Source organism: Sphaerisporangium krabiense (assembly GCF_014200435.1).
In the GTDB taxonomy this organism is placed as follows: domain Bacteria; phylum Actinomycetota; class Actinomycetes; order Streptosporangiales; family Streptosporangiaceae; genus Sphaerisporangium; species Sphaerisporangium krabiense.
Window position 1 is genome coordinate 2,937,750 of record NZ_JACHBR010000001.1, and the last position, 18,746, is coordinate 2,956,495.

At 72.0% G+C, this 18,746-nt stretch carries 15 protein-coding genes and 1 pseudogene; 6 read left to right on the forward strand and 10 right to left on the reverse strand.

Annotated elements, in window-relative coordinates:
• Positions 1 to 40 precede the first annotated feature (40 nt).
• The 3 genes from BJ981_RS13165 to BJ981_RS39150 all read right to left on the reverse strand — a co-directional run bounded on the left by BJ981_RS13165 (position 41) and on the right by BJ981_RS39150 (position 5,457).
• Positions 41 to 3,049 carry a type I polyketide synthase gene (locus BJ981_RS13165; protein ID WP_184611227.1) on the reverse strand — a complete coding sequence of 1,003 codons (3,009 nt, stop codon included), beginning with the start codon at positions 3,047 to 3,049 and terminating at the stop codon, positions 41 to 43.
• Positions 3,046 to 4,311, reverse strand: a complete 1,266-nt coding sequence (locus BJ981_RS13170; RefSeq protein ID WP_184611229.1) for a hypothetical protein — start codon at positions 4,309 to 4,311, stop codon at positions 3,046 to 3,048. Before BJ981_RS13170 ends, BJ981_RS13165 begins: the two co-directional genes overlap by 4 nt.
• A gap of 324 nt (positions 4,312 to 4,635) precedes the next feature.
• Positions 4,636 to 5,457, reverse strand: a complete 822-nt coding sequence (locus BJ981_RS39150) for a helix-turn-helix transcriptional regulator (RefSeq protein WP_204070709.1) — start codon at positions 5,455 to 5,457, stop codon at positions 4,636 to 4,638.
• Positions 5,458 to 5,595: 138 nt separating this feature from the next.
• On the opposite strand from BJ981_RS39150, the pseudogene BJ981_RS39635 reads away from it, so the two are divergent.
• The 3 genes and pseudogenes from BJ981_RS39635 to BJ981_RS13185 all read left to right on the forward strand — a co-directional run.
• Positions 5,596 to 5,664: pseudogene (locus BJ981_RS39635) on the forward strand (hypothetical protein); the annotation flags it as partial.
• A gap of 102 nt (positions 5,665 to 5,766) precedes the next feature.
• A complete protein-coding gene (locus tag BJ981_RS13180; protein WP_260324635.1) occupies positions 5,767 to 6,789 on the forward strand; it encodes an FAD binding domain-containing protein in 1,023 nt (340 codons plus the stop codon).
• 162 nt (positions 6,790 to 6,951) lie between these two features.
• Complete coding sequence (locus BJ981_RS13185; protein ID WP_184611235.1) at positions 6,952 to 8,055, forward strand: hypothetical protein; 1,104 nt, start codon at positions 6,952 to 6,954, stop codon at positions 8,053 to 8,055.
• Between the two features lie 38 nt (positions 8,056 to 8,093).
• Here BJ981_RS13185 and BJ981_RS13190 read toward each other — a convergent pair whose 3' ends face one another.
• The 4 genes from BJ981_RS13190 to BJ981_RS13205 form a co-directional block, all read right to left on the reverse strand.
• Positions 8,094 to 9,380 carry a nucleotidyltransferase family protein gene (locus tag BJ981_RS13190; protein ID WP_184611237.1) on the reverse strand — a complete coding sequence of 429 codons (1,287 nt, stop codon included), beginning with the start codon at positions 9,378 to 9,380 and terminating at the stop codon, positions 8,094 to 8,096.
• 430 nt (positions 9,381 to 9,810) lie between these two features.
• Positions 9,811 to 10,311 (reverse strand): hypothetical protein, encoded by a 501-nt coding sequence (locus tag BJ981_RS13195; protein ID WP_184611239.1) that lies wholly within the window; start codon positions 10,309 to 10,311, stop codon positions 9,811 to 9,813.
• A 49-nt stretch (positions 10,312 to 10,360) separates the two neighbouring features.
• Positions 10,361 to 10,903, reverse strand: a complete 543-nt coding sequence (locus tag BJ981_RS13200; RefSeq protein ID WP_204070710.1) for a MarR family winged helix-turn-helix transcriptional regulator — start codon at positions 10,901 to 10,903, stop codon at positions 10,361 to 10,363.
• A 155-nt stretch (positions 10,904 to 11,058) separates the two neighbouring features.
• The gene (locus BJ981_RS13205) at positions 11,059 to 12,057 is read right to left on the reverse strand and encodes a glutathione S-transferase family protein (protein WP_275422346.1); all 999 of its coding nucleotides are present in this window, start codon (positions 12,055 to 12,057) and stop codon (positions 11,059 to 11,061) included.
• A gap of 152 nt (positions 12,058 to 12,209) precedes the next feature.
• Between BJ981_RS13205 and BJ981_RS13210 the strand changes: the two genes are divergently transcribed.
• The 3 genes from BJ981_RS13210 to BJ981_RS13220 all read left to right on the forward strand — a co-directional run bounded on the left by BJ981_RS13210 (position 12,210) and on the right by BJ981_RS13220 (position 15,143).
• The gene (locus BJ981_RS13210) at positions 12,210 to 12,614 is read left to right on the forward strand and encodes a nuclear transport factor 2 family protein (protein ID WP_184611241.1); all 405 of its coding nucleotides are present in this window, start codon (positions 12,210 to 12,212) and stop codon (positions 12,612 to 12,614) included.
• A gap of 611 nt (positions 12,615 to 13,225) precedes the next feature.
• Complete coding sequence (locus BJ981_RS13215) at positions 13,226 to 13,930, forward strand: GAF and ANTAR domain-containing protein (RefSeq protein ID WP_260324636.1); 705 nt, start codon at positions 13,226 to 13,228, stop codon at positions 13,928 to 13,930.
• 139 nt (positions 13,931 to 14,069) lie between these two features.
• Entirely contained in the window at positions 14,070 to 15,143 is a 1,074-nt protein-coding gene (locus BJ981_RS13220) for a quinone-dependent dihydroorotate dehydrogenase (RefSeq protein ID WP_184611245.1), read from the forward strand.
• Between the two features lie 273 nt (positions 15,144 to 15,416).
• On the opposite strand, the gene BJ981_RS13225 is transcribed toward BJ981_RS13220, so the two are convergent.
• From BJ981_RS13225 to BJ981_RS13235, 3 genes are all read right to left on the reverse strand, one after another.
• The gene (locus BJ981_RS13225) at positions 15,417 to 15,836 is read right to left on the reverse strand and encodes an ester cyclase (protein WP_184611247.1); all 420 of its coding nucleotides are present in this window, start codon (positions 15,834 to 15,836) and stop codon (positions 15,417 to 15,419) included.
• A gap of 96 nt (positions 15,837 to 15,932) precedes the next feature.
• Positions 15,933 to 17,639: a beta-N-acetylhexosaminidase gene (locus tag BJ981_RS13230; protein WP_184611249.1), complete on the reverse strand. Its 1,707-nt coding sequence runs from the start codon at positions 17,637 to 17,639 to the stop codon at positions 15,933 to 15,935.
• A gap of 108 nt (positions 17,640 to 17,747) precedes the next feature.
• Complete coding sequence (locus BJ981_RS13235) at positions 17,748 to 18,599, reverse strand: N-acetylmuramoyl-L-alanine amidase (protein WP_184611251.1); 852 nt, start codon at positions 18,597 to 18,599, stop codon at positions 17,748 to 17,750.
• Between the last annotated feature and the right edge of the window lie 147 nt (positions 18,600 to 18,746).

Genomic DNA, 18,746 nt, shown 5'->3' on the forward strand with positions numbered 1-18,746 from the left:
GGGAGGTTCGCCTCCCGCGCCGGGGTCTTCTGGTGACGGGTCAGGTCTGCTCGGCGGGCACCGCGGTGGCGGTCACCGCCTCGTACAGGTCGCCGGCCAGCAGGCCGATCGGCCGGGCGGCCAGCAGATCGCCGATCCTCACCTCCACCGACAGGTCCGCCTTGATCCGCGCGCACAGCTTGGCGGCGAGCACCGAGTCCAGGCCGTGCAGGCTGAGCGACACCTCCGGGTCGAGCTGGTCGGGCGGCAGGCCGAGGAACTCGGCGAACCGCAGCATCAGGTACTGGCGGAACGCCTCCGGCGAGGAGGTCGCGAGGTCCGCGCCGTCGTAGGCGACCCCGGGCCGCTCGGGCGCCGCCTCGAACACCGGCTCCGCCACGGGCGCCGGCATCGTGTCCTCCGGCAGGTCGATCCAGAAGCGCTTACGCTGCCACGGGTACAGGGGCAGCGGGACGAACCGGCCCCCGGCGTGGAGGCGGTCCCAGTCGGGCTCACAGCCCCGCACGTAGGCCGCGGCGAGGGCGTGCAGCATGTGCTCCAGTTCCGGCTCCCCGCGGTGCAGCGACGGTACGGCCGTCGCGTCCGCGTTCGTGGCCGCGATCTCGTCCTCGATGACCGCGCTGAGCAACGGGTGCGGGCTGATCTCGACGAACAGCGTGGGCGCCTCCTCGGCCAGCACGGCGCGGATCGCCGCGGCGAACAGCACCGGGCGCCGCAGGTTCTCCATCCAGTACTCCGCGTCCAGCTCCGCGCCGTCCACGACCCGGTTGAGCAGCGTGGAGTGCAGGGGCGCCTTCCCCGCCCTGGGGCGCAGCGCGGACAGCGCCTCCAGCAGGGCCGGGCGCACGGGCTCGACCTGCGGGGCGTGCGAGGCGTAGTCCACCTGCACCTGCCTGCAGAACACGCCCTGCCGGCGCAGCGGCTCGATCACCTCGGCCAGCGCCCCGGGCGCGCCCGCGAGCACGCACGACCGCGCGCTGTTGACCACGCCCACGCAGACCTCGCCCGCGTGCTCGCCGATCGCCTCACGGGCCTGCCGCTCGTCGAGCTGCACGACCCACATCGCGCCCGTGCCCGCGAGCCCGTCCAGCAGGGCGCTCCTGCGGCAGACCACCGCCGCCCCCTGGCGCACGGTGAGGGCGCCGGCGACGGTCGCGGCGGCGATCTCGCCCATGCTGTGGCCGATGAGCAGGTCCGGCGTGATGCCCCAGTCCTGCCAGGCGGCGGCCAGCGAGACCTGGAACGCCCACAGCGTGGGCTGGATCTCGCCGGTGGCCGTCATCGGCGTGTCGTCCTGCAGCCGCTCGATGACCGACCAGCCCAGCTCGTCGTGGATCGCCCGGTCGCACTCGCGCATGCGCCGCGCGAACGCCCGGTTCCGGTCCAGCAGCTCCCGGCCCATGCCGGCCCACTGCGCTCCCTGGCCGGGGAAGACGAACACCACCCGGGACGGCCCGGACGCGCGCTGCGCCCCGCCCGCCACCGCCTGAGGGAACGCTCCAGAGCCGTACGCCCGCAGGGACGCGGCGACCTTCTCGACGCCCCCCACGACGGCGAGCCGGTGCTCATGGTGGCTCCTGCGCCGGCCCGCGCTGTAGCAGACGTCGCGCAGGTCGGTGCCCGGGGTGTTCAGGGCCTCGGCGTAGCGCTGGGCCAGCCGCCGCAGCGCCCGGCCGTCCCTGGCCGACAGCGGCAGCAGGAACGGCCCGGCGGCCGGCCTGCGCCTCGGCGTCTCGGCGGCGGCGGGCGCCTCCGCGAGGACGACGTGCGCGTTCGTCGCGGACAGCCCGAACGAGCTGACGCCGGCCATCGCGGGCCCCGGTTCGTCCGGCCAGGGCTGGGTGTGCATGACCGGCCGCAGCGGCGCGCCGGGCTCGTCGAACAGCGGATGCGGTTGTTTCACGTGGAGCGTCGCGGGAATGGTCTTGTGCTTGAGCGTCAGCGCCGCCTTCACCAGGCCGACCAGTCCCGCCGCGCCCTCGCCGTGGCCGATGTTGGACTTCGCCGACCCCACCAGGCAGGGCCGCCCCGGCTCCCGGCCCTCGCCCATGACACGGCTCAGCGCGACCAGCTCGGTGTAGTCGCCCCGCGGCGTCCCCGGGCCGTGCGCCTCGACATAGGCCACCTGCCCCGGTGACACGCCCGCGTCCTCGTAGGCGTCCCGCAGCATGGCCTCCTGGCCGTCCACGCCCGCGGCGATCAGCGTGCCCGAGCCCCGGCCGTTGCTGTTGACCGCCGTCCCGATGATCGTGGCGTAGATCCGGTCGCCGTCGGCCAGCGCCCGGGACAGCGGCTTGAGTATGACGCTGACCGCGGCCTCGCTGCGCACGTACCCGTCCGCGCCGGCGTCGCCGAACTTGCTGCGGCCGGAGGGGGAGAGCACGCCCGCGTCGGCGAGGCTGAGGTACAGGTCAGGGGCCAGCAGCAGGTTCACGCCCGCCACGACGGCCAGCGTGCTCTGCCCGGTCCACAGCTCCCTGCACGCCAGGTGGACGCCGAGCAGCGAGGTCGAGCAGGTGGCCTCCAGGCCCATGCTGGGGCCGCGCAGGTCGAAGAGGTAGGAGATGCGGCCCGCGAGCGTGCCCCAGTTGCCGGCGCCCACCGCGGCGTGCATGTCGTACAGCCCGGCCCTGCGGAGGATGTCCCAGTAGTCGGACGGCAGGCAGCTCGTGTAGACGGCGGTCCTGCTTCCCGCCAGCCGGGACAGCGGGATCCCCGCGTCCTCGACGGCCTCGGCGGTGACCTCGATCAGGAGGCGGTGCTGCGGGTCGATGCGCAGCGCCTCGTGCGGGGAGATGGAGAAGAAGGAGGCGTCGAACTGGTCGACGTCCTCCAGGAAACCGCCGGCACGTGCGGCGACGCGGTTCCACCACTCTCCGGTGGCCTGGTCCAGGCCACCGGAGGGGAACCGGTCGGTGGGGATCTCCCCCACGGTGCAGCACTCGCCGGCCAGGACGTCCCAGAACGCGGACACGCTCGGGGCGCCCGGCAGCCGGCACGCGGCGCCGATGATGGCGATGGGATCTCGGGGACTGGTGGTGCGATTCATGCGGCCTCCACTCCGCCTGTGACGTTCGCTCTCCCGTTGCCGGTGAGCATCGAGATCGCGACAGCGACGTCCCACCCCGAGCTCTGCTCGCCGCCGTGGAAGTCGCTCGCCAGGAAAGTCGCCTCGCCGGACCTGCCGGCCAGGAGCAGCGCGTCGATGAGACACGCCGTTATGTAGGGCGCCAGCCATGGGGGGCCGGCGTCGGCCCCGCCGGTGCCGAGCGCCAGCGCCCGTCGTAGGTGGAAGACGGCCTGCTGCGGGTCGGCGCCGGTGGGCGCCGTCGCCCGCGCGGCGTGCACGAACATGGCCGTCTCCCGGTCGTCGCGGTCGAGGCTCCCGATCCCCTCGGAACCGTCAGACCCGCGGCCGGTGAGTGCCTGGATCCAGGAACGGTAGGCGAGGTAGCGCCCTCCGGGCCGGGGGCCGCGCAGCAGGGCGGCCTTGAGCAGGAACTCCTCGGCCGCCGCGGGCTCGCCCAGGCCGAACGCCAGGGCCATCGCCTTCGCCAGCGCGAGGTGCGGCGTCGTCTCGACCGTGCCGGTCGGCAGCGAGTCCAGGAAGACGAGGGCGTCCTCCGCCCTGCCGTGCAGCAGCAGCAGGTGGGCGAGCACGGGGGCGACCATCTCCCCGGCGCCGCACCACACGGCCGCCTTGCACAGTTCGTGGGCCCGTTCGAGCGACAGCTCGTACCAGGCCCGCGTCGCCGCCTTGGAGAGCAGGGCGAGCGACCCGCGCGTCCCCCCGCCGATCCAGGTGCTCACCTCCCGGAACTCCCACAGGTTGTTGCGGCGCACGAAATGGAGTCCGAGGTCGCAGGCGCCGATCAGCTCATGGAGCAGCGCCGGATTCCCCCCGGAGGCGGCGTGCAGGGCCTCGGCCGTGGCATGGCGCACATGCCCCCCGATGACGTCGGCCAGCAGCGTCGTCACCTCGTCCAGGCTCAGCGGCGGAACGTGCACGTTGCGCCGGTGCGGCTCGAACCGCAGGCTGTCCGCCGGGTCCGGCTGCGGGACCGTGCCCGCGGGCGCGGTCGTGACCAGGAGCGTTCCGGCCCCGCGCCGGCAGAGGTCGCGGAGCGTCAGCAATGTGGCGTGGTCGCTGAGGTGCGCGTCGTCGACCACCAGGAGCAGACGGCGTCCGTTCGTCTCCGGGATCCGGGCCGCGACCCCCGTCGGGCCCCCCGGCGCCTCGAAGCGGACGATCTCGTAGCCCTCGGCCTCCGCGGACGCCAGCGCCCTTTCGAGGAGCGCGGTGCGCCCCATGCCTCTTTCCCCCTCGATGATGATCGGACCCGGCACCCGGGCCCCCAGTGACGCGCGGATGCTTTCCAGCTGTCGATTCCGGCCCACGAAATTCCACTGCATTGTGGTCCCCCTTATTTCCCCAGGCCGTTGCCTACGACGACTCGCTGGGGTGCAAGACCGCATACGAACGTCTCCTGGCCTGGACGCTAATCAGGGCAGGCGACAATGGAAACGTCCGGCTCCGTGACTGCGCGGTCGTTGCTGTCGCACTTTCCACGATCACGCAGGCGGAATCATGGCGTCAATCCAGAGATGACGGAATCTTCACCGTACGGGGCGCGCCTATACCAGGCTATTCGGAGCGCCTTCGATGGGGAGATGGACGACGACGGAATGGAATGGACTGTCCATCACGCGCAGGACGGCGATACGGAAAGTGCACGTACCGAGACCGGGCACCGTGAGGGTCCTCGGCCGGACGTGCTGTTCACGGACGTGCTGCTCGCTCCACCAGACGCGGAAGTCCGCGCTCTCGCGCTCAAGGTCGCGCACGAGCTGGTTCATCTTCCTGTCGGCCGCCCGGCCGGCATAGGCGGCTCTTAACCGGGCCACGACATCGCGGGTGTCCTCGGCCCAGCCGATGATCCGCTTCTTGGCCTCCGGATCGGTGAGCATCCACCACAACATGTTCCTGCGGCCTTCGGGGAGGAGCCCGAAGTCGGTGTACCAATCGGTCGTGGACTTGTTCCAGGCCAGGAGTTCGCCGTACTGATTGGCGGCGTAGACGGGAAAAGGCCCGTATCCGGCAATCCGGGTCACCTGGGTTACCAGATGCCTGCTCTCGTCGTCGAGCTCGCTGGAAATCTCTACAGAAGTCCTGTCGAGCGCGAGCAGGTGTATGTACTTGCGCTCGTCCTCCTCCAGGCACAGGACGTTCGCGAGGCTGTCGAGCACCTGGGGGGACGGGTGGATGTCGCGCCCCTGCTCGAGGTAGGTGTACCAGGTGGGGCTGAGGCCGGCGAGGACGGCGACCTCTTCGCGGCGGAGCCCCTGCGTGCGCCGGCGTGCGCCGGCCGGGAGACCGACCTGCTCGGGGGTGATGCGTGCCCGGCGGTTGCGTAAGAACCGGGCGAGCTCCTGCCTTCTCTCGCTGCTGCCGGCCACGAAATCTCCCCTGCACCTGACGTGATACGTGCCGGTAGTGCGCACGTCGCTACGACTGTAGGTCACTTACCGGCATATCGTCATCGCGTGGTATCCGGAGGCGGAGTTTTGGCGCTGTCGAGAAGCCGGGTCGGCGTCGTGGGCGGGAGCCTGGCGGGCTGCGCCGCGGCTACCGTACTACGCCGGATCGGCTGTGACGTGACGGTCTATGAAAGGACCACGGGCGAGCTGAGGAGCCGGGGGGTCGGTATTGCCCTTCCGATCGAAATGCAATACGAACTCGTTTCGGGCGGCTACCTGCAGGATAATGTGCCCTTCGTATCGAATGTCGAGCGCAATTGGGTGGTGGAGCCGGGCGGCGGCGAAAGCAGGCTGATCTGGCGGCAGCACCTGCCCGCGGCCTTCACGAACTGGGGACTGCTGTGGCAGGGCGTGCGCGCGGGAGTCCCCGACGGGGTCTACCGCGCGGGCGTCACGGTGACCGACGTGCGCGCCGGCGACGACGGCGTCGAGATCGCGTTCGCCGACGGCCCGCCCGAACGCTTCGACCTGGTCATCGGCGCGGACGGCTACCAGTCGCGGTTGCGGCGGCTCGTCCACCCGCGGTCCCGGCTGAGCTACGCCGGGTACGTCCTGTGGCGCGGCACGTGCGAGGAACACCTGCTCACCGACCCGGTGCTGCGGGAGCTGACCCACCGCGGCGCGGTGACCACGTGCTTCGACGGCGGGCACGCGATCCTGTACCGCATCCCCGCGGGGCACGGCGGCCTGGGCGGGGACGGCGGGCTGCTGAACTGGGGCGTCTACGGCCGGCCGCCGGAGTGGTTCGCGCTGCGCGGCGAGGCGTGGGTCCCCCCGGGGCGGGTGGACGGCGACCTCGCCGGGCACCTCGTCCGCCTGGTCGACGAGCGCCTCTCCGAGGGCTGGCGCCGGCTCGTCCGCGGGACCGGCGCCCCCCGGCTGGCCGTCCAGCCGATCTTCGACCTCACCGTGCCCAGCTACGTGTCCGGGCGCGTGCTGCTGATGGGGGACGCCGGCACCGTCGCGCGTCCCCACACCGGGGCGGGGGCGGTCAAGGCGCTGCGCGACGCCATCGCCCTGGGACGCATCGCGGGCGAGCACGACGACTGGCGGCGGGTGTTCGCCGTCTACGACGCCGAACGCCGCGCCGAGGGCAACGCCACCGTCGACCTCGGCCGCCGCCTCGGGCACGCCCAGGTCGAGCAGACCCCGGACTGGGCCGGGATGACCACGGCCGCGTTCCAGGAGTGGGTGCGCGACACGGTGGCCGGCGGCTCGCGCTACCTGTACACCGAACTGGGGGACGGCTGACGGAGCCGGGCCGTGCGTGGAACTGCGACTGCCATCATCAACGCTCTCTGGGAGCCTGCCCCGCGGCGGAGCAGACTGGAGATCGGCAATAGGGAAGGACGCCTGGATGCGGACCCGTAATCCCATCGCGTGCCGCGACGCCCCGCCACGCGGAGCGGCGCGATGCACCTGATCACCATCGCCGCAGGGCTAGTCGGGGTCGCCCTGGTGCTGGTGGTGTGGCTCAGCGTGCTGCGCACGGTATTCACCCCCCGGATGCGGACCTCCCGGGTCGCGCGCCGGGTGCTGCGCGTGGTGGCCCCCTGCGTCCTCGCCGTCGCCCGGCGCGTTCCCTGCGACCGCCGCGAGCGGGTGCTGGACATGTGCGCGCCGATGACCTTGTTCGGCATCGCCGGGGTCTGGGTCGGCGCGTCGCTGCTCGGGTTCTCCCTGATCGGATGGTCCCTGGAGGGCCTGGCCTCCGGTGAGGTCACGCTGGCGGACTTCCACGTGAACCGGGCGCAGGAAGGCCCGCTCGCCGCTCTGGTGTGGGTCTCCGAGGCGCTGCTGCTGGCCGCCATCACCACCTACATCCTGCGCTTCACCGACGCCTACGGCCGCCGCGAGCGCGTCGTCGCCCGGCTCGCCGGCCGGGTCGTCCAGCCGCAGGACGCCGACGCCCTGCTGGTCACCTACCTGCGCACGGGCTCGCGCGACCATCTCGACACCATGTTCGGCCAGTGGACCGACTGGATGACCGATGTGGAGAGCACCCACGTCGCCTACCCCGCCCTGACCTTCTCCCGCCCGGTCGGCGACCTGTGCTGGCTGCGCGCCGCGGTGACCGTCCTCGACATCGCGGCCGTCACCGAGGCCGTGGCGCCGAACTGGGCGCCCCCCTGCACCCGCGCCCTACTGACCACCGGCTCCCGGTGCATGCAGCGCCTGGCCGCGGAGTTCGCCCTCGTGCTGCCCCGCGCGGTGGTCAGTCTCCAGGGCCGCGAGGAGCGCAGCTTCTCCGACACGCTGCGCGCGGCGCAGAACGTCGGCCTGCCGGCGCAGCGCGAGGAGGACGAGGCGTGGATCGTCTTCCAGAGCCTGCGCACCCGCTACGCGCCGCACGCGCACGCCATGGAGTCGCACCTGCTGTACGAGGACATCGACGTGGAGGACGAGGACGAGGACGATGAGGAGGTCATGGACGACCCCGGCCCCGTCTTCGCCCCCGTGGAGAGCGGCGAGGTCCGCGAGCGGGCCGCCCCGCGCAAGGACAAGGCCCGCCGCTGAACCCTCCCCGCCCGGCGACCCGGGCGGGGACCGGCACGTCAGTCCACGAGATCGCCCACCGTGGTGAGCCGGGCGCCCGCGGGCACCTCGTCACCGCTGCGGACGGTCAGCCGGGGGTCCACGGTGACGCCGGTCAGCCGCGTCCCCTCCTGGACGGTCGCCTCGTGGCCGAGCGCGGTGAAGCCGTCCAGCACGGTGGCGGACTCCAGCGAGGACTCCACGGACGCCATCATCCCGACGTGCGTGTCGACCAGCCGGGCGCCCGCGCCGATGATCGCCCCGTCGAGGCAGGCGACCCGCTCCAGGTGGCACCAGGCGTGCAGGTCGACGCCATCGCCCACGTAGGAGTCGCGGATCACCACGCCGGGCCCGATCTCGACGTCCCTGCCGATCCAGGCGTTCGGACCGACGCGCACCAGCCCGGCGGCCAGCTTGGCGGCCAGCGTCATGCCGCTGACCTCGTCGCGGCGCGCCAGCGAGGACGGGTGGATCGTCGGGGTGCCGGTGCCGCGCAGGCTCGGGTACCCGCCCGACAGCGCGTCCACCAGCGTGATCAGGTACTCCCGGGGGTTGCCCAGGTCGCCGACCTTGGCGATCGGGGCGAGCCGCACCGGATGCCCGTGGGAGACCAGCCACGGCAGCAGGTCGCGGCCCCAGTCGAGCCTGAGCCGCGCGAGCGCGCCGAGCTCCGGGGTCGCGGCCAACTCGCGCAGCCGCGCGCAGTCGACCACGTAGAGGCCGGTGCTGATCGGCACGCGGGAGGGATCGGCCACCATGTCGTTGACCACCTGCAGCGGCGGCTTCTCCACGAACTCGCGGATCCGGCCGGCGTCGTCGGCGACCATCGTCCCGTACGTGCCCGCCACCTCGCGCGCGGTCCTGTGCACGGTCGCGACGGTGACCACGGCGCCGCTGCGCACATGGTCGGCCACGAGCGCCGCGAGGTCGAACTCGAACAGGGAGTCGGTGGGGAAGACGATGGCGACGCCGCGCAGGTCCCATTCCTCGGCGACGCTGAGAGTGGCCTGCCCCGAACCGGTGTTGAACCGGTCCGCGCGCGCCCTCGAATACTCGATGCGGACGCCGAGCGCGTCGCCGTAACCGAGCGCGTCCTTGACCTGATAACGATTCTCGCGGCCGTTGGCCGCGATATAGAAATTCCGCACGCCCTGCTGACTGAAAGAGGCGACCTGCCATTCGATGAGCGGGCGGCCGATGAAAGGGACGGTGGCTTTGCTGCGCAGATATCCGGGGCCCTCGAGTGTCAGCGGGCGGGCGCGCACGCCCCTGCCGCCCGCCAGGGCGATCGCGGCGATCTCAGACACCCGTGCCCCAGGTGCCCACGATGCCGTGACCGGGAATTCTGTTACGTCGATGAATGGACGCGACACCGGCGGGAGCGGCGCTCCGGCTCGGTGAGGACGTCGTTGCGGGCAGGTGCGCCATGGTGCCCCCTGAGAACGGTGATGAGGAGGACGCGCTTCATTGTTATCATTCACCGTTAGGCTGTCAGATCGGCCGTGACGAAATTCGGAAGCATTTCGTCATGTCGGGCGGGCGCCGATACAGGGGTTTATCGCGACCGGCGGCGACGGCCCGCGGCTTTCCCCGTTGAAAGCCGCGGAAGTCCCTCGCGTGCGGGCACGCGCGTCGTTCACCTCATATACATTCACGGCCACGATAGTGGCACGGAAATGAGCCGGCGGCGCGGGACGTGTGAATTGCCGATTCCCGCGCCGGCCGGTCGCGCGGCCGTCACTTGGACAGGTAGACGACCTTCCAGGTGCCGGCGTAGAGGCAGTTCAGCGAGGGCTTGGCGGCCTTGGGCTCCGAGCACACCTTCAGCTCGACCTGGTAGACGTCGCGCTGGCTGAACGAGAAGGACTTGGGCGTGCCGTAGGAGCAGTCCAGCACGCTGCGGTGGCGGAACGGGAGCCCGCCGTTCTCGTCCCGGTAGGTGACGCGGAAGACCGCCCAGCCGCAGGCCGACGTGCGGGTGAGGTCGGTCACCTTGCCGGAGATCTTGACGCTGTCGGCGGTCGGGATGTCGGCGTGGTCCTCCCCGGTGGCCACGAGCCCGCCGAGCGCCTTGGCGCGCTTGCCGGGGGCGTAGTAGGTCCCCCACTTGACGGTCGTGGCGGCGGTGGCGGACGTGCTCGCGCCGGAGGGGCCGGTGGCGGCCTGGGCGGCGACGGGGGCGAAGGAGACGAGGGCGGCGGTCGCCGCGAGGCCGGCGAGGGTGCGGGTGATCGTCATCGGGGGGGCCTTTCTTGTCGTGATACCCGCAGTGTGGGGCATCCCGCTTTCAATCGGCTTGCGGGCGTTTGAATCCGCTTGCCGCCACCCCGCCGCGGAGGTGTGACCGGCCCACGGCCGGCTGGTCGCGCGCCGCGATCGCCGCGCCGATGCCGGCGTCGAGGAACCTGCGGATCACCCCGCGCTCCTCGTCGGTGAACCTGTCGAAGACGGAGGCGAGGCCGCCGGCCAGCGGCGCGAAGAACCGCTCGGCCAGCGCCACGGCCTGCGCGCGCAGGGTCAGCTCGACCTTGCGGCGGTCGGCGGCGCTGCGCCGCCGCTCGACGTGCCCGGCCCGCTCCAGGCGGTTGAGCAGCGCGGTGGTGGCCGGGGCGCTCAGGTTCAGCGCGCCCGCGAGGCTGCCGGGCGTCAGCGGCGTGCCTCCCCGGACGGCGTCCATGATCACGACGACCGCGTTGAGGTCGGTGCGGTGCAGGCCGTGGTCGGAGGCGAACCGCTCGGCGAACCGGTCGAGCTCCACGGTCAGACGGCGCATCAGGGTGAGCAGGTCGGGTGCCGCCGCTCCGCCTTGTCCTGGTCGGTCCGCCGACACGTGCGCCTCCTCCGGGTCGCCGGCAGCGCGGTTCCCTGTTCTCGATGGTGGAATTCCATGAAGTTTGTGGAAGTGCCTGAGAGCCCTGATAACGGGTGGGGTCACCGTGCCACGGCCGGTGGTCCACCCGGAGAACGGGGAGTGCCGGGCCGCCGTCAGGACGACGGATTCTCCCGGACCTCCCGGCCGTGCGGGGCGTCCCAGTCGAGCACGGGCCCGGCCGGGACGATGCGCGTCGGGTTGATCTGCGGGTGCGTCGTGTAATAGTGGCGCTTGATGTGGTCGAAGTTCGTGGTGCCCCCGAACGCCGGGCGCTGGAACAGGTCTCTGGTGTACGCCCAGAGGTTGGGGTAGTCCGCGACGCGGCGCACGTTCGCCTTGAAGTGGGTGGCGTACACCGTGTCGAACCGCACCAGCGTCACCCACAGGCGCACGTCCGCCTCGGTGAGCCGGTCGCCGAACAGGTACCGGCCGGTGCCCAGGCGCGCCTCCAGGTCGTCCAGCGTGGCGAACAGCGCAACGACGGCCTCGTCGTAGGCCTCCTGGCTCTTGGCGAACCCGCACCGGTAGACGCCGTTGTTGACGGTCGTGTAGACGAGGTCGTTCAGCGCGTCGATCTCGGGCCGCAGGTCCACCGGGTAGAGATCCACGCCGGTGTCCGCCCATCGCTCGAACTGGGTGCCGAGGTCGATGGTGATGTCGGGGAAGTTGTTGCTGACGATGCGGCCCGTCTCGCGGTCCCAGAGCACCGGCACCGACACGTGACCGTCGTAGCCGGGCTCACTCGCCTCGTACGCCTCGCGCAGCAGCGTGAACCCGTTCACCGGGTCGGGGGTGTGCCCGGGCCCCTCGCGGAACGCCCACCCCCGGCCGTCGCGCACCGGGTCGAGCACCGACAGGGAGACCACGTCCTCCAGGCCCTTCAGGGCCCGCACGATCACCGAGCGGTGCGCCCACGGGCAGGCCAGCGACACGTACAGGTGGTAGCGCCCGGGCTCGGCCGGGTGGCCGCTGGAGCCGTCGGCCGTGATCCGGCCCCGGAAGGCGTACGCGGGCCGGCTGAACGCGCCTCCGGCGCCGGTCGACGCCTTGATCCCGTAGTCGCCGTGGACCTCGAAGTCCACCGGGCTCGCGACGGTCGCTGCGTGCGTCACGGCTGCGTTCCTCCCCGCGCCACGGCCCGCTCCCGCGCGGGCCCTTCTCCATCATCTCCGTCCGGCCGCCCCCGCGCATACCCGGCATCCCCTGGACAGGACCGGATTCGCGGTATGGGTCCGCCCGTCCGCCCATGGGCGAGGATGGCGCCATGGACACCAGAGAAGCGGCCGAGCGCTTCACGCGCACGTGGGAGCGCGGCTGGGCCGCGCACGACGCCGAGCTCATCGGCGCCCTCTACGCCGAGGACGCCGTCCACCGCTCGATGCCCTTCCGCCCGGTTCACCGAGGACGTGCCGGGGTGCTGGAGTACATCCGGTGGTCGTTCGGCGCCGAGCGCGCCGTCGACGTCCGTTTCGGCGCCCCGATCGTGGACGGGGACCGCGCGTTCGCCGAGTACCGCGCGTTCCTCGTCGAGAGCGACGGCGGCAAGCCGGTCACGCTGGCCGGATGCGTCGTCGTGCGGTTCGGCGCGGACGGGCTCGCGGCGGAGACCCGCGACTACTGGCATGTCTCCGACGGCCACCAGGAGCCCGGGGGCGGCCTGTTCCTGTGACGGGCCGGTCACGGTCCGGTGACAGATGTGATGTAGGTGACGTCGTGCGCGTCCCGTCCAGGGGCGCGGACGGCATAGGCTGACGGGGAGTCCCCGGGCAGGTGAACCGCCGGGCGGCGCCCTGTCCACATGCGCCGCCGCGCGCGGCGGCCTCACGTGTCTCTGTGACGCCGTGGCGTCCAACTCAGGCAGCGCCGGCGCTTTGCGTGGACCAGGTGGGTCAACCACTTGGCTCCTGTCATCGTGCCGCACTACGCTTTGTCGCAGATCATTCCGCCCTGTGTCCGCGGAGCTTCCTCACATGGAGGTGGCACCGCCATTGACACGGGCGTTGACCATGCCAAGCGCATGTCAAGCGCGCTGTGGCTCCGCATATCGTCGGCCGCGCTCGCCGGAACCCGCCGTCCGCCGGACGGTCTGTCCGGCATGGCCGGAGCCCCCCTTTTCGCTGTCCGGATCGCCGCGCGACTCGGGCTTTTCGGCGTGCTCTCCCGCGCCGTCCGCGAAAAGTGGGACTAGCGTGCCCGATTTCGGGCAGATGGATGGCGGAAACGCATGCCTCTCCATGAACGCGCCGACGCTGGGGTGAGGGTTCAGCAAGAGGATGGAATATGACACGTATTGATCCTGAGGCCCTGATAGCAAGCTTGAGGGGCCTGCAGAAGGCCTCGGAGGCCACCGGGGTGGTCCATCATTTGGAACGCATAGTGCGGGTGGTGGACCGCCTGTTCGGCTACGCCGGGGCGGGTCTCATGTTCGCCGACGAGGGGAAGACGCTGCGCTACCTCGTCACGACCGACGAGGCCGGCCGCAGTCTGGAGCACGCCCAGGCCGCTCTCGGACGCGGGCCTTGCGTGTCGGCGTATTTCCACAACACGGCGGTGACCACCCGGGACGTCCAGCGTGACCAGCGCTGGCCGGAACTGGCGCCGCTTCTTGACTCCCGGGTGCGCGCGGTGGCGGGCGTCCCCGTACGCCTGGGTGACGGGCCGGTGGGCACGCTGAACGTGTACCAGGCGGAACCGCACGATTGGGAGGAGTCCGACACACAGGCGCTGCTGGCCTACGCGCATGTCATCGAGGAGGTTCTGGCCGCGGCGGTGAAGGCCGAGGAGAAGAGCGCCCTCGCCGACCAGTTGCAGTACGCGCTGGACTATCGAATCGTGATCGAGCGGGCGATCGGCTACCTCATGGGCAAACACGACCTCACTGCCGCCCAGGCGTTCACGGGCCTGCGCAAACGCGCCCGCGACAGCCGGCGCCGCGTCGCCGACCTCGCCGCCGAGATCCTCGGCGAACAGGCGCCCCCCGCCTGAGAGGAAGCCGACCATGATCACGCTTCTCCCCCGGGAGGTCCGCGCCGGCCCGCCGGCGGGCCGGCGCGTCAGCCGGGCGCGGGCCGTCCGGCCGGACCCCACGCAGAGCCCCGTCCGATCCCGGCTACGCTGATCCCTGATGTATCGACTGCTCTTCGCGCAGGTGCTGCGGCGCTTCGACGCCGAGACCATGCACCACATGACCATCCGGGCGCTCCGGCTCCTGTCCGTCGCCCCGGTGGCCAAGCGGCGCCTGTACCGCCGGTTCGCGCCGCGGGACGAGGCGCTGCGGGTGCAGGCGTTCGGCGTCCACTTCCCGAGCCCCTTCGGGCTCGCGGCCGGCTTCGACAAGGACGCGGGCTGTGTGGAGGCCCTGGCCGCCTTCGGCTTCGGCCACGTGGAGGTCGGCACCATCACCGCCCACGCTCAGCCGGGCAACCCCCGCCCCCGGCTGTTCCGGCTGGTCTCCGACCACGCCATCGTCAACCGCATGGGGTTCAACAACGCGGGCGCCGACGCGGCCGCGCGACGGCTGCGCCGCCCCCGCGGCGTCCCCGCGGTCGTCGGCGTGAACATCGGCAAGACCAAGGTCATCCCGGAGGAGCTGGCCGTGCGCGACTACGTCGCGGCCGCCCGCAGGCTCGCGCCGCTGGCCGACTACCTCGTCGTCAACGTCAGCTCACCCAACACCCCGGGCCTGCGCGACTTCCAGGCCGTCGAGCTGCTCCGGCCGCTGCTGAGGGAAGTAGGGCGGGCGGCCGGGCGCACCCCGCTGCTCGTCAAGATCGCACCTGACCTGGCGGACGAGGACGTCGACGCCGTCGCGGACCTCGCCGTCGAGATCGGCCTGGCCGGCGTCATCGCCACCAACACCACCATCGGCAGGCAGGGCCTCTCCAAGGCCGACGCCGGCGTGGCCGCCGAGACCGGCGGCCTGTCCGGCCGTCCGCTCAAGGCCCGCTCGCTGGAGGTCCTGCGCCGGCTCCGCGCCCGCGTGGGCGACCGGGTCACGCTCGTCTCGGTCGGAGGCGTCGAGAACGTGGACGACGTCTGGGAGCGCCTCCTCGCCGGCGCGACCCTCGTCCAGGGCTACACCGGCTTCGTCTACGAGGGCCCCCTGTGGGCCTGGCGCATCAACCGCGCCCTCTCCCGCCGCCTGCGCCGCCACGGCTACACCTCGATCCGCGAAGTGATCGGCCGCGTCACCACCTGACCCGCCAGGGCCGCCCGCGAAGGACCCGGAAGACCAGGACCCGGGCCGCCGCCGGAACGGTCCTCGCCGCGCTCGGGCTGTGTGCTCCGGCCGAAGCGTGGCCGGGGGCGTCCCGCATCGTGTGGGAGGGGAGCCGGTCGGCGCCGGACGATCCGGGCGGCCGTGCCCCGGACTCCCCGCCTCGTACGCGATGGGGCCTTCCCCTCGTGTGCGCCATGGGCGTACCCACAGGTTGTGGACGAAGGGGGCCGGCGGGTGAGGGCGGTGCGGGGGTCAATCGCAGGGGAGGCCGAGTTGGTCGCGGAGTTGTAGCTGGTCGAAGTAGAGGCGGAGGCTGACGATGAGGCCGTTCTCGACCGTGGTGAGGTAGAAGCAGCGCAGTGATATCGGGCGGTGGGTCGCCTGTACCACGCGGCCGCCGGGTGTCCGGTACGGCCCCAGATGGGTGCCCTGCATCAGCAGCTCGTCGATCGCCGTGTCGCCGTCGTCGAACGACTCCATGACGTTGGTGCGGACGTCCGGGAACGCCTCCCAGAACTCCTCGATGACCGAGGCGAGCTCCTCGCACCCCTGCGTCACGCAGTCGGGGCTGATGGTCACCCCCTCAGGGCTCAGCTCGCGCAGGAGGGCGTCCATGTCGTGGGCGTTGAACGCGGCGATGTACCGGTCGTGTACCTGCCGTGCCTCGGTCATGGCGTCGCCCTCCTCGTAGGCGGATGCGCGAGAGGCGGCCGCGACGCTGGGCGCCTTCTCTCCCCCTCTACCCAGGGCGGATCGCGGGCGTGCCGATCAAGCGAGGCTCGGGCGGGTGGAGTCGGCGTCGTGGGCGAGTTCCTCCACGTGGCGCATGATGTCGCGGACCTTGACCTCGCCCGGGTGATGGGCGCGCAGACCCGTGCCGCCGCGCTGCCAGGGGTGGGGGCCCGCGAGCGGGCGGTACTCGACCCCGTAGGCGTCCAGCCGGGCCAGGTGGGCGGGCAGGGCGGTGGTGAACCCGTCGGCGTCGCCGGACCAGGTGAGCTGGGCGAGGGCGCAGCCGCGCGGCCAGGCACGGTAGTCGAGGGCGCGGCCGTCGGGGATGCGCTCGGTCCAGAGCTGGAACTGCGCGCCGAGCACGCGCGACGCCTCCTCGGGCGTGAGGGACCCCGGCACGGTCTCGAAGGCCAGGACGTCGTCCAGGGTGGTCGCGTCGCCGATCGCCAGGGGCTCCTCGGAGGAGGACGCCTCGGCGTAGTCGAAGTACAGCGGGAAGACCGGCGTCGCCACGATGTCGTGGCCGGCGGCCACCGCGCGCCGCCCGACCGGCATGCCGCGCCAGGGCATGACGATCGTGTCCTCGCGCAGGCGGCCGCTCACGAACGCCTCGTCCCACACGACCGCGCGTGACCCGTGCTCGGCCAGGACGTCGGCCAGCCTGCGCAGGAACCAGGCGTGCAGGTCGGCGGGCGCGTCGAGCCCGAGCGAGCGCTGGTAGGCCGTGATCTCCTCGGACGCCGCCCAGTCGTCGAGCACGCACTCGTCGCCGCCGATGTGGAAGTACGGCACCGAGCCGAGCGCCTCGATGACCTCGGAGAACACCGTGGCCAGGAAGTCGACGGTCTCGGGCAGCGGCGACATGATGACGGGCGAGATGCCCCAGCGGTCCAGGACCTCGACGGGCTTGGACCGGTCCGCGCCGAGGTGCGGGTACGCCGCCACGATCGCGGAGGCGTGGCCCGGCACGTCGATCTCGGGGACGACGGTGACCGCGCGGGCGCGGGCGTAGGCGGCGATCTCCGCGAGGTCGGCCAGGGTGTAGTAGCCGCCGTGCGGCGTGCCGTCGAAGCCCTCCGGGCCCTCGCGGTAGGGCTTGGTGGTGGTCTGCGCCCGGTGGGAACCGACCTCGTGGAGCAGCGGGTAGGCCCGGCTCTCGACCCGCCAGCCCTGGTCGTCGACCAGGTGCAGGTGCAGGCGGTTGAGCTTGTGCGCGGCGAGCAGGTCGATCATGCGCAGCACTTCGCGCTTGGGCATGAAGTGCCGGGCGACGTCCAGGTGGGCGCCCCGCCACGGGAAGCGAGGGGAGTCCTCGACGCGGCCGCACGGGACGGTCCAGCGGACCCCGGGGACGGCCGTGGACCGGAACGCCTCGGGTGGAAGCAGTTGCCGCAGGGTCTGGCCCGCGTAGAGCGCGCCCGCGGCGTCGCCCGCGGTGATCCGGACGGCCTCAGAAGTCACTGTGAGGGCGTAACTTTCCGGCCCAAGGCCTTCATCCCGCTCGACGGTGATCGCCCCGGAAAGCGGCTCTGAGGCCCCGCCGGAGGTGGATCGCGGGGCTTCCCGCGCCTCGTCCGCGACGGACCCCGCCCCGGGAGCCGCGTACCGGAGGTCGAGCACGGCCAGCGCCAGCCGCACTCCGTCCACAAGATCGGACGGACCGGACACCACGGCTCGCGGGACGAACTCAAACGAACCGGAACCCTGATCGACGAGACGCGGACGCGGGATGAGGTCACTCATATCCACAGCTCATCCCAAAAGCCTCCGCCCGAGCAATGCCACCACGATCAAATGCTGCATCTTGGAACGATCTTCCGAAGTCCGGCCCGCTGGCGCGACGCCGGTCGGTCAGGTCAGGTAGTTCTCCAGCCCCTCGACCAGGGAGGCGGCGATGCGCTGGCGGAAGGACGGGTCCTTCAGCTTGGCGGCGTCGCGCGGGTTGCGCATGTTCCCGGTCTCGATGAAGACCTTGGGCACGGTCGACAGGTTCAGGCCGCCGAGGTCGCTGCGGTAGTCGAGCGCGTCCTTCCCGATGTAGGTCGAGTACGGGATGCCGGTGCCGGACTTGTAGGCGTCCCGCAGCGCGAGCCCGAGCTTGGCGGACTTGCCCACCACCGGGTCGACCGGGCCGCCGATCTTCTTCGGCATGATCACGTGAAAGCCCCTGGCCGAGGCCGGGGCGCCGTCGGCGTGGACGGAGATCGCCGCGTTGGCGTGCGCCTTGTTGCCGATGGCGGCGCGCTGGGTGATGCACGGGCCGACGCCGGAGTTGTCGGCGCGGGTCAGCTTGACCGTCGCGCCCTTGGCCTTCAGCAGCTTGACCATGCGGTTGGCGACGTCCCAGGTGAACGCGGCCTCGGAGTAGCCGTCGTTGGTCGCGGTGCCCGTGGTGTCGCAGGGCTTCCACTCGGTGAGGACGTTCACCTTCTTGTTGACGACCTCGGGGTGGCGGTAGTTGCCGCCGTTGTGGCCGGGGTCGATCACGATGACCTTGCCGGCGAGCGGCTCGGCCGGGGTGGGACTGGCGGCGGCGGCCGCGCGGACCTCGGTCGAGGGGGCGCGCTCGGGCACGCCGCTCTTGGCGTCGGCGGCACGCGGGGAGGCGGCGCCTTGGGCCCCGGAGGCGGAGACGGCCCCGCAGGCCGTGGCGCCCAGCCCGCACAAGGCCAGGAGCCCGGCGGCCAGTGCTCGACTGGTCACGTTGATCCCCTTCGCAGACGACGTCTCGGCTTTCAACCTACGTGTACCGGAGAGGTGACCCGGCCGTTGTCCACAGAAAGCGAGAGCCCCGGGAAGTCGTCCACAGGCGCGAAGGGGTCGCGGGACCGGTCCACGACCGGCCCCGGA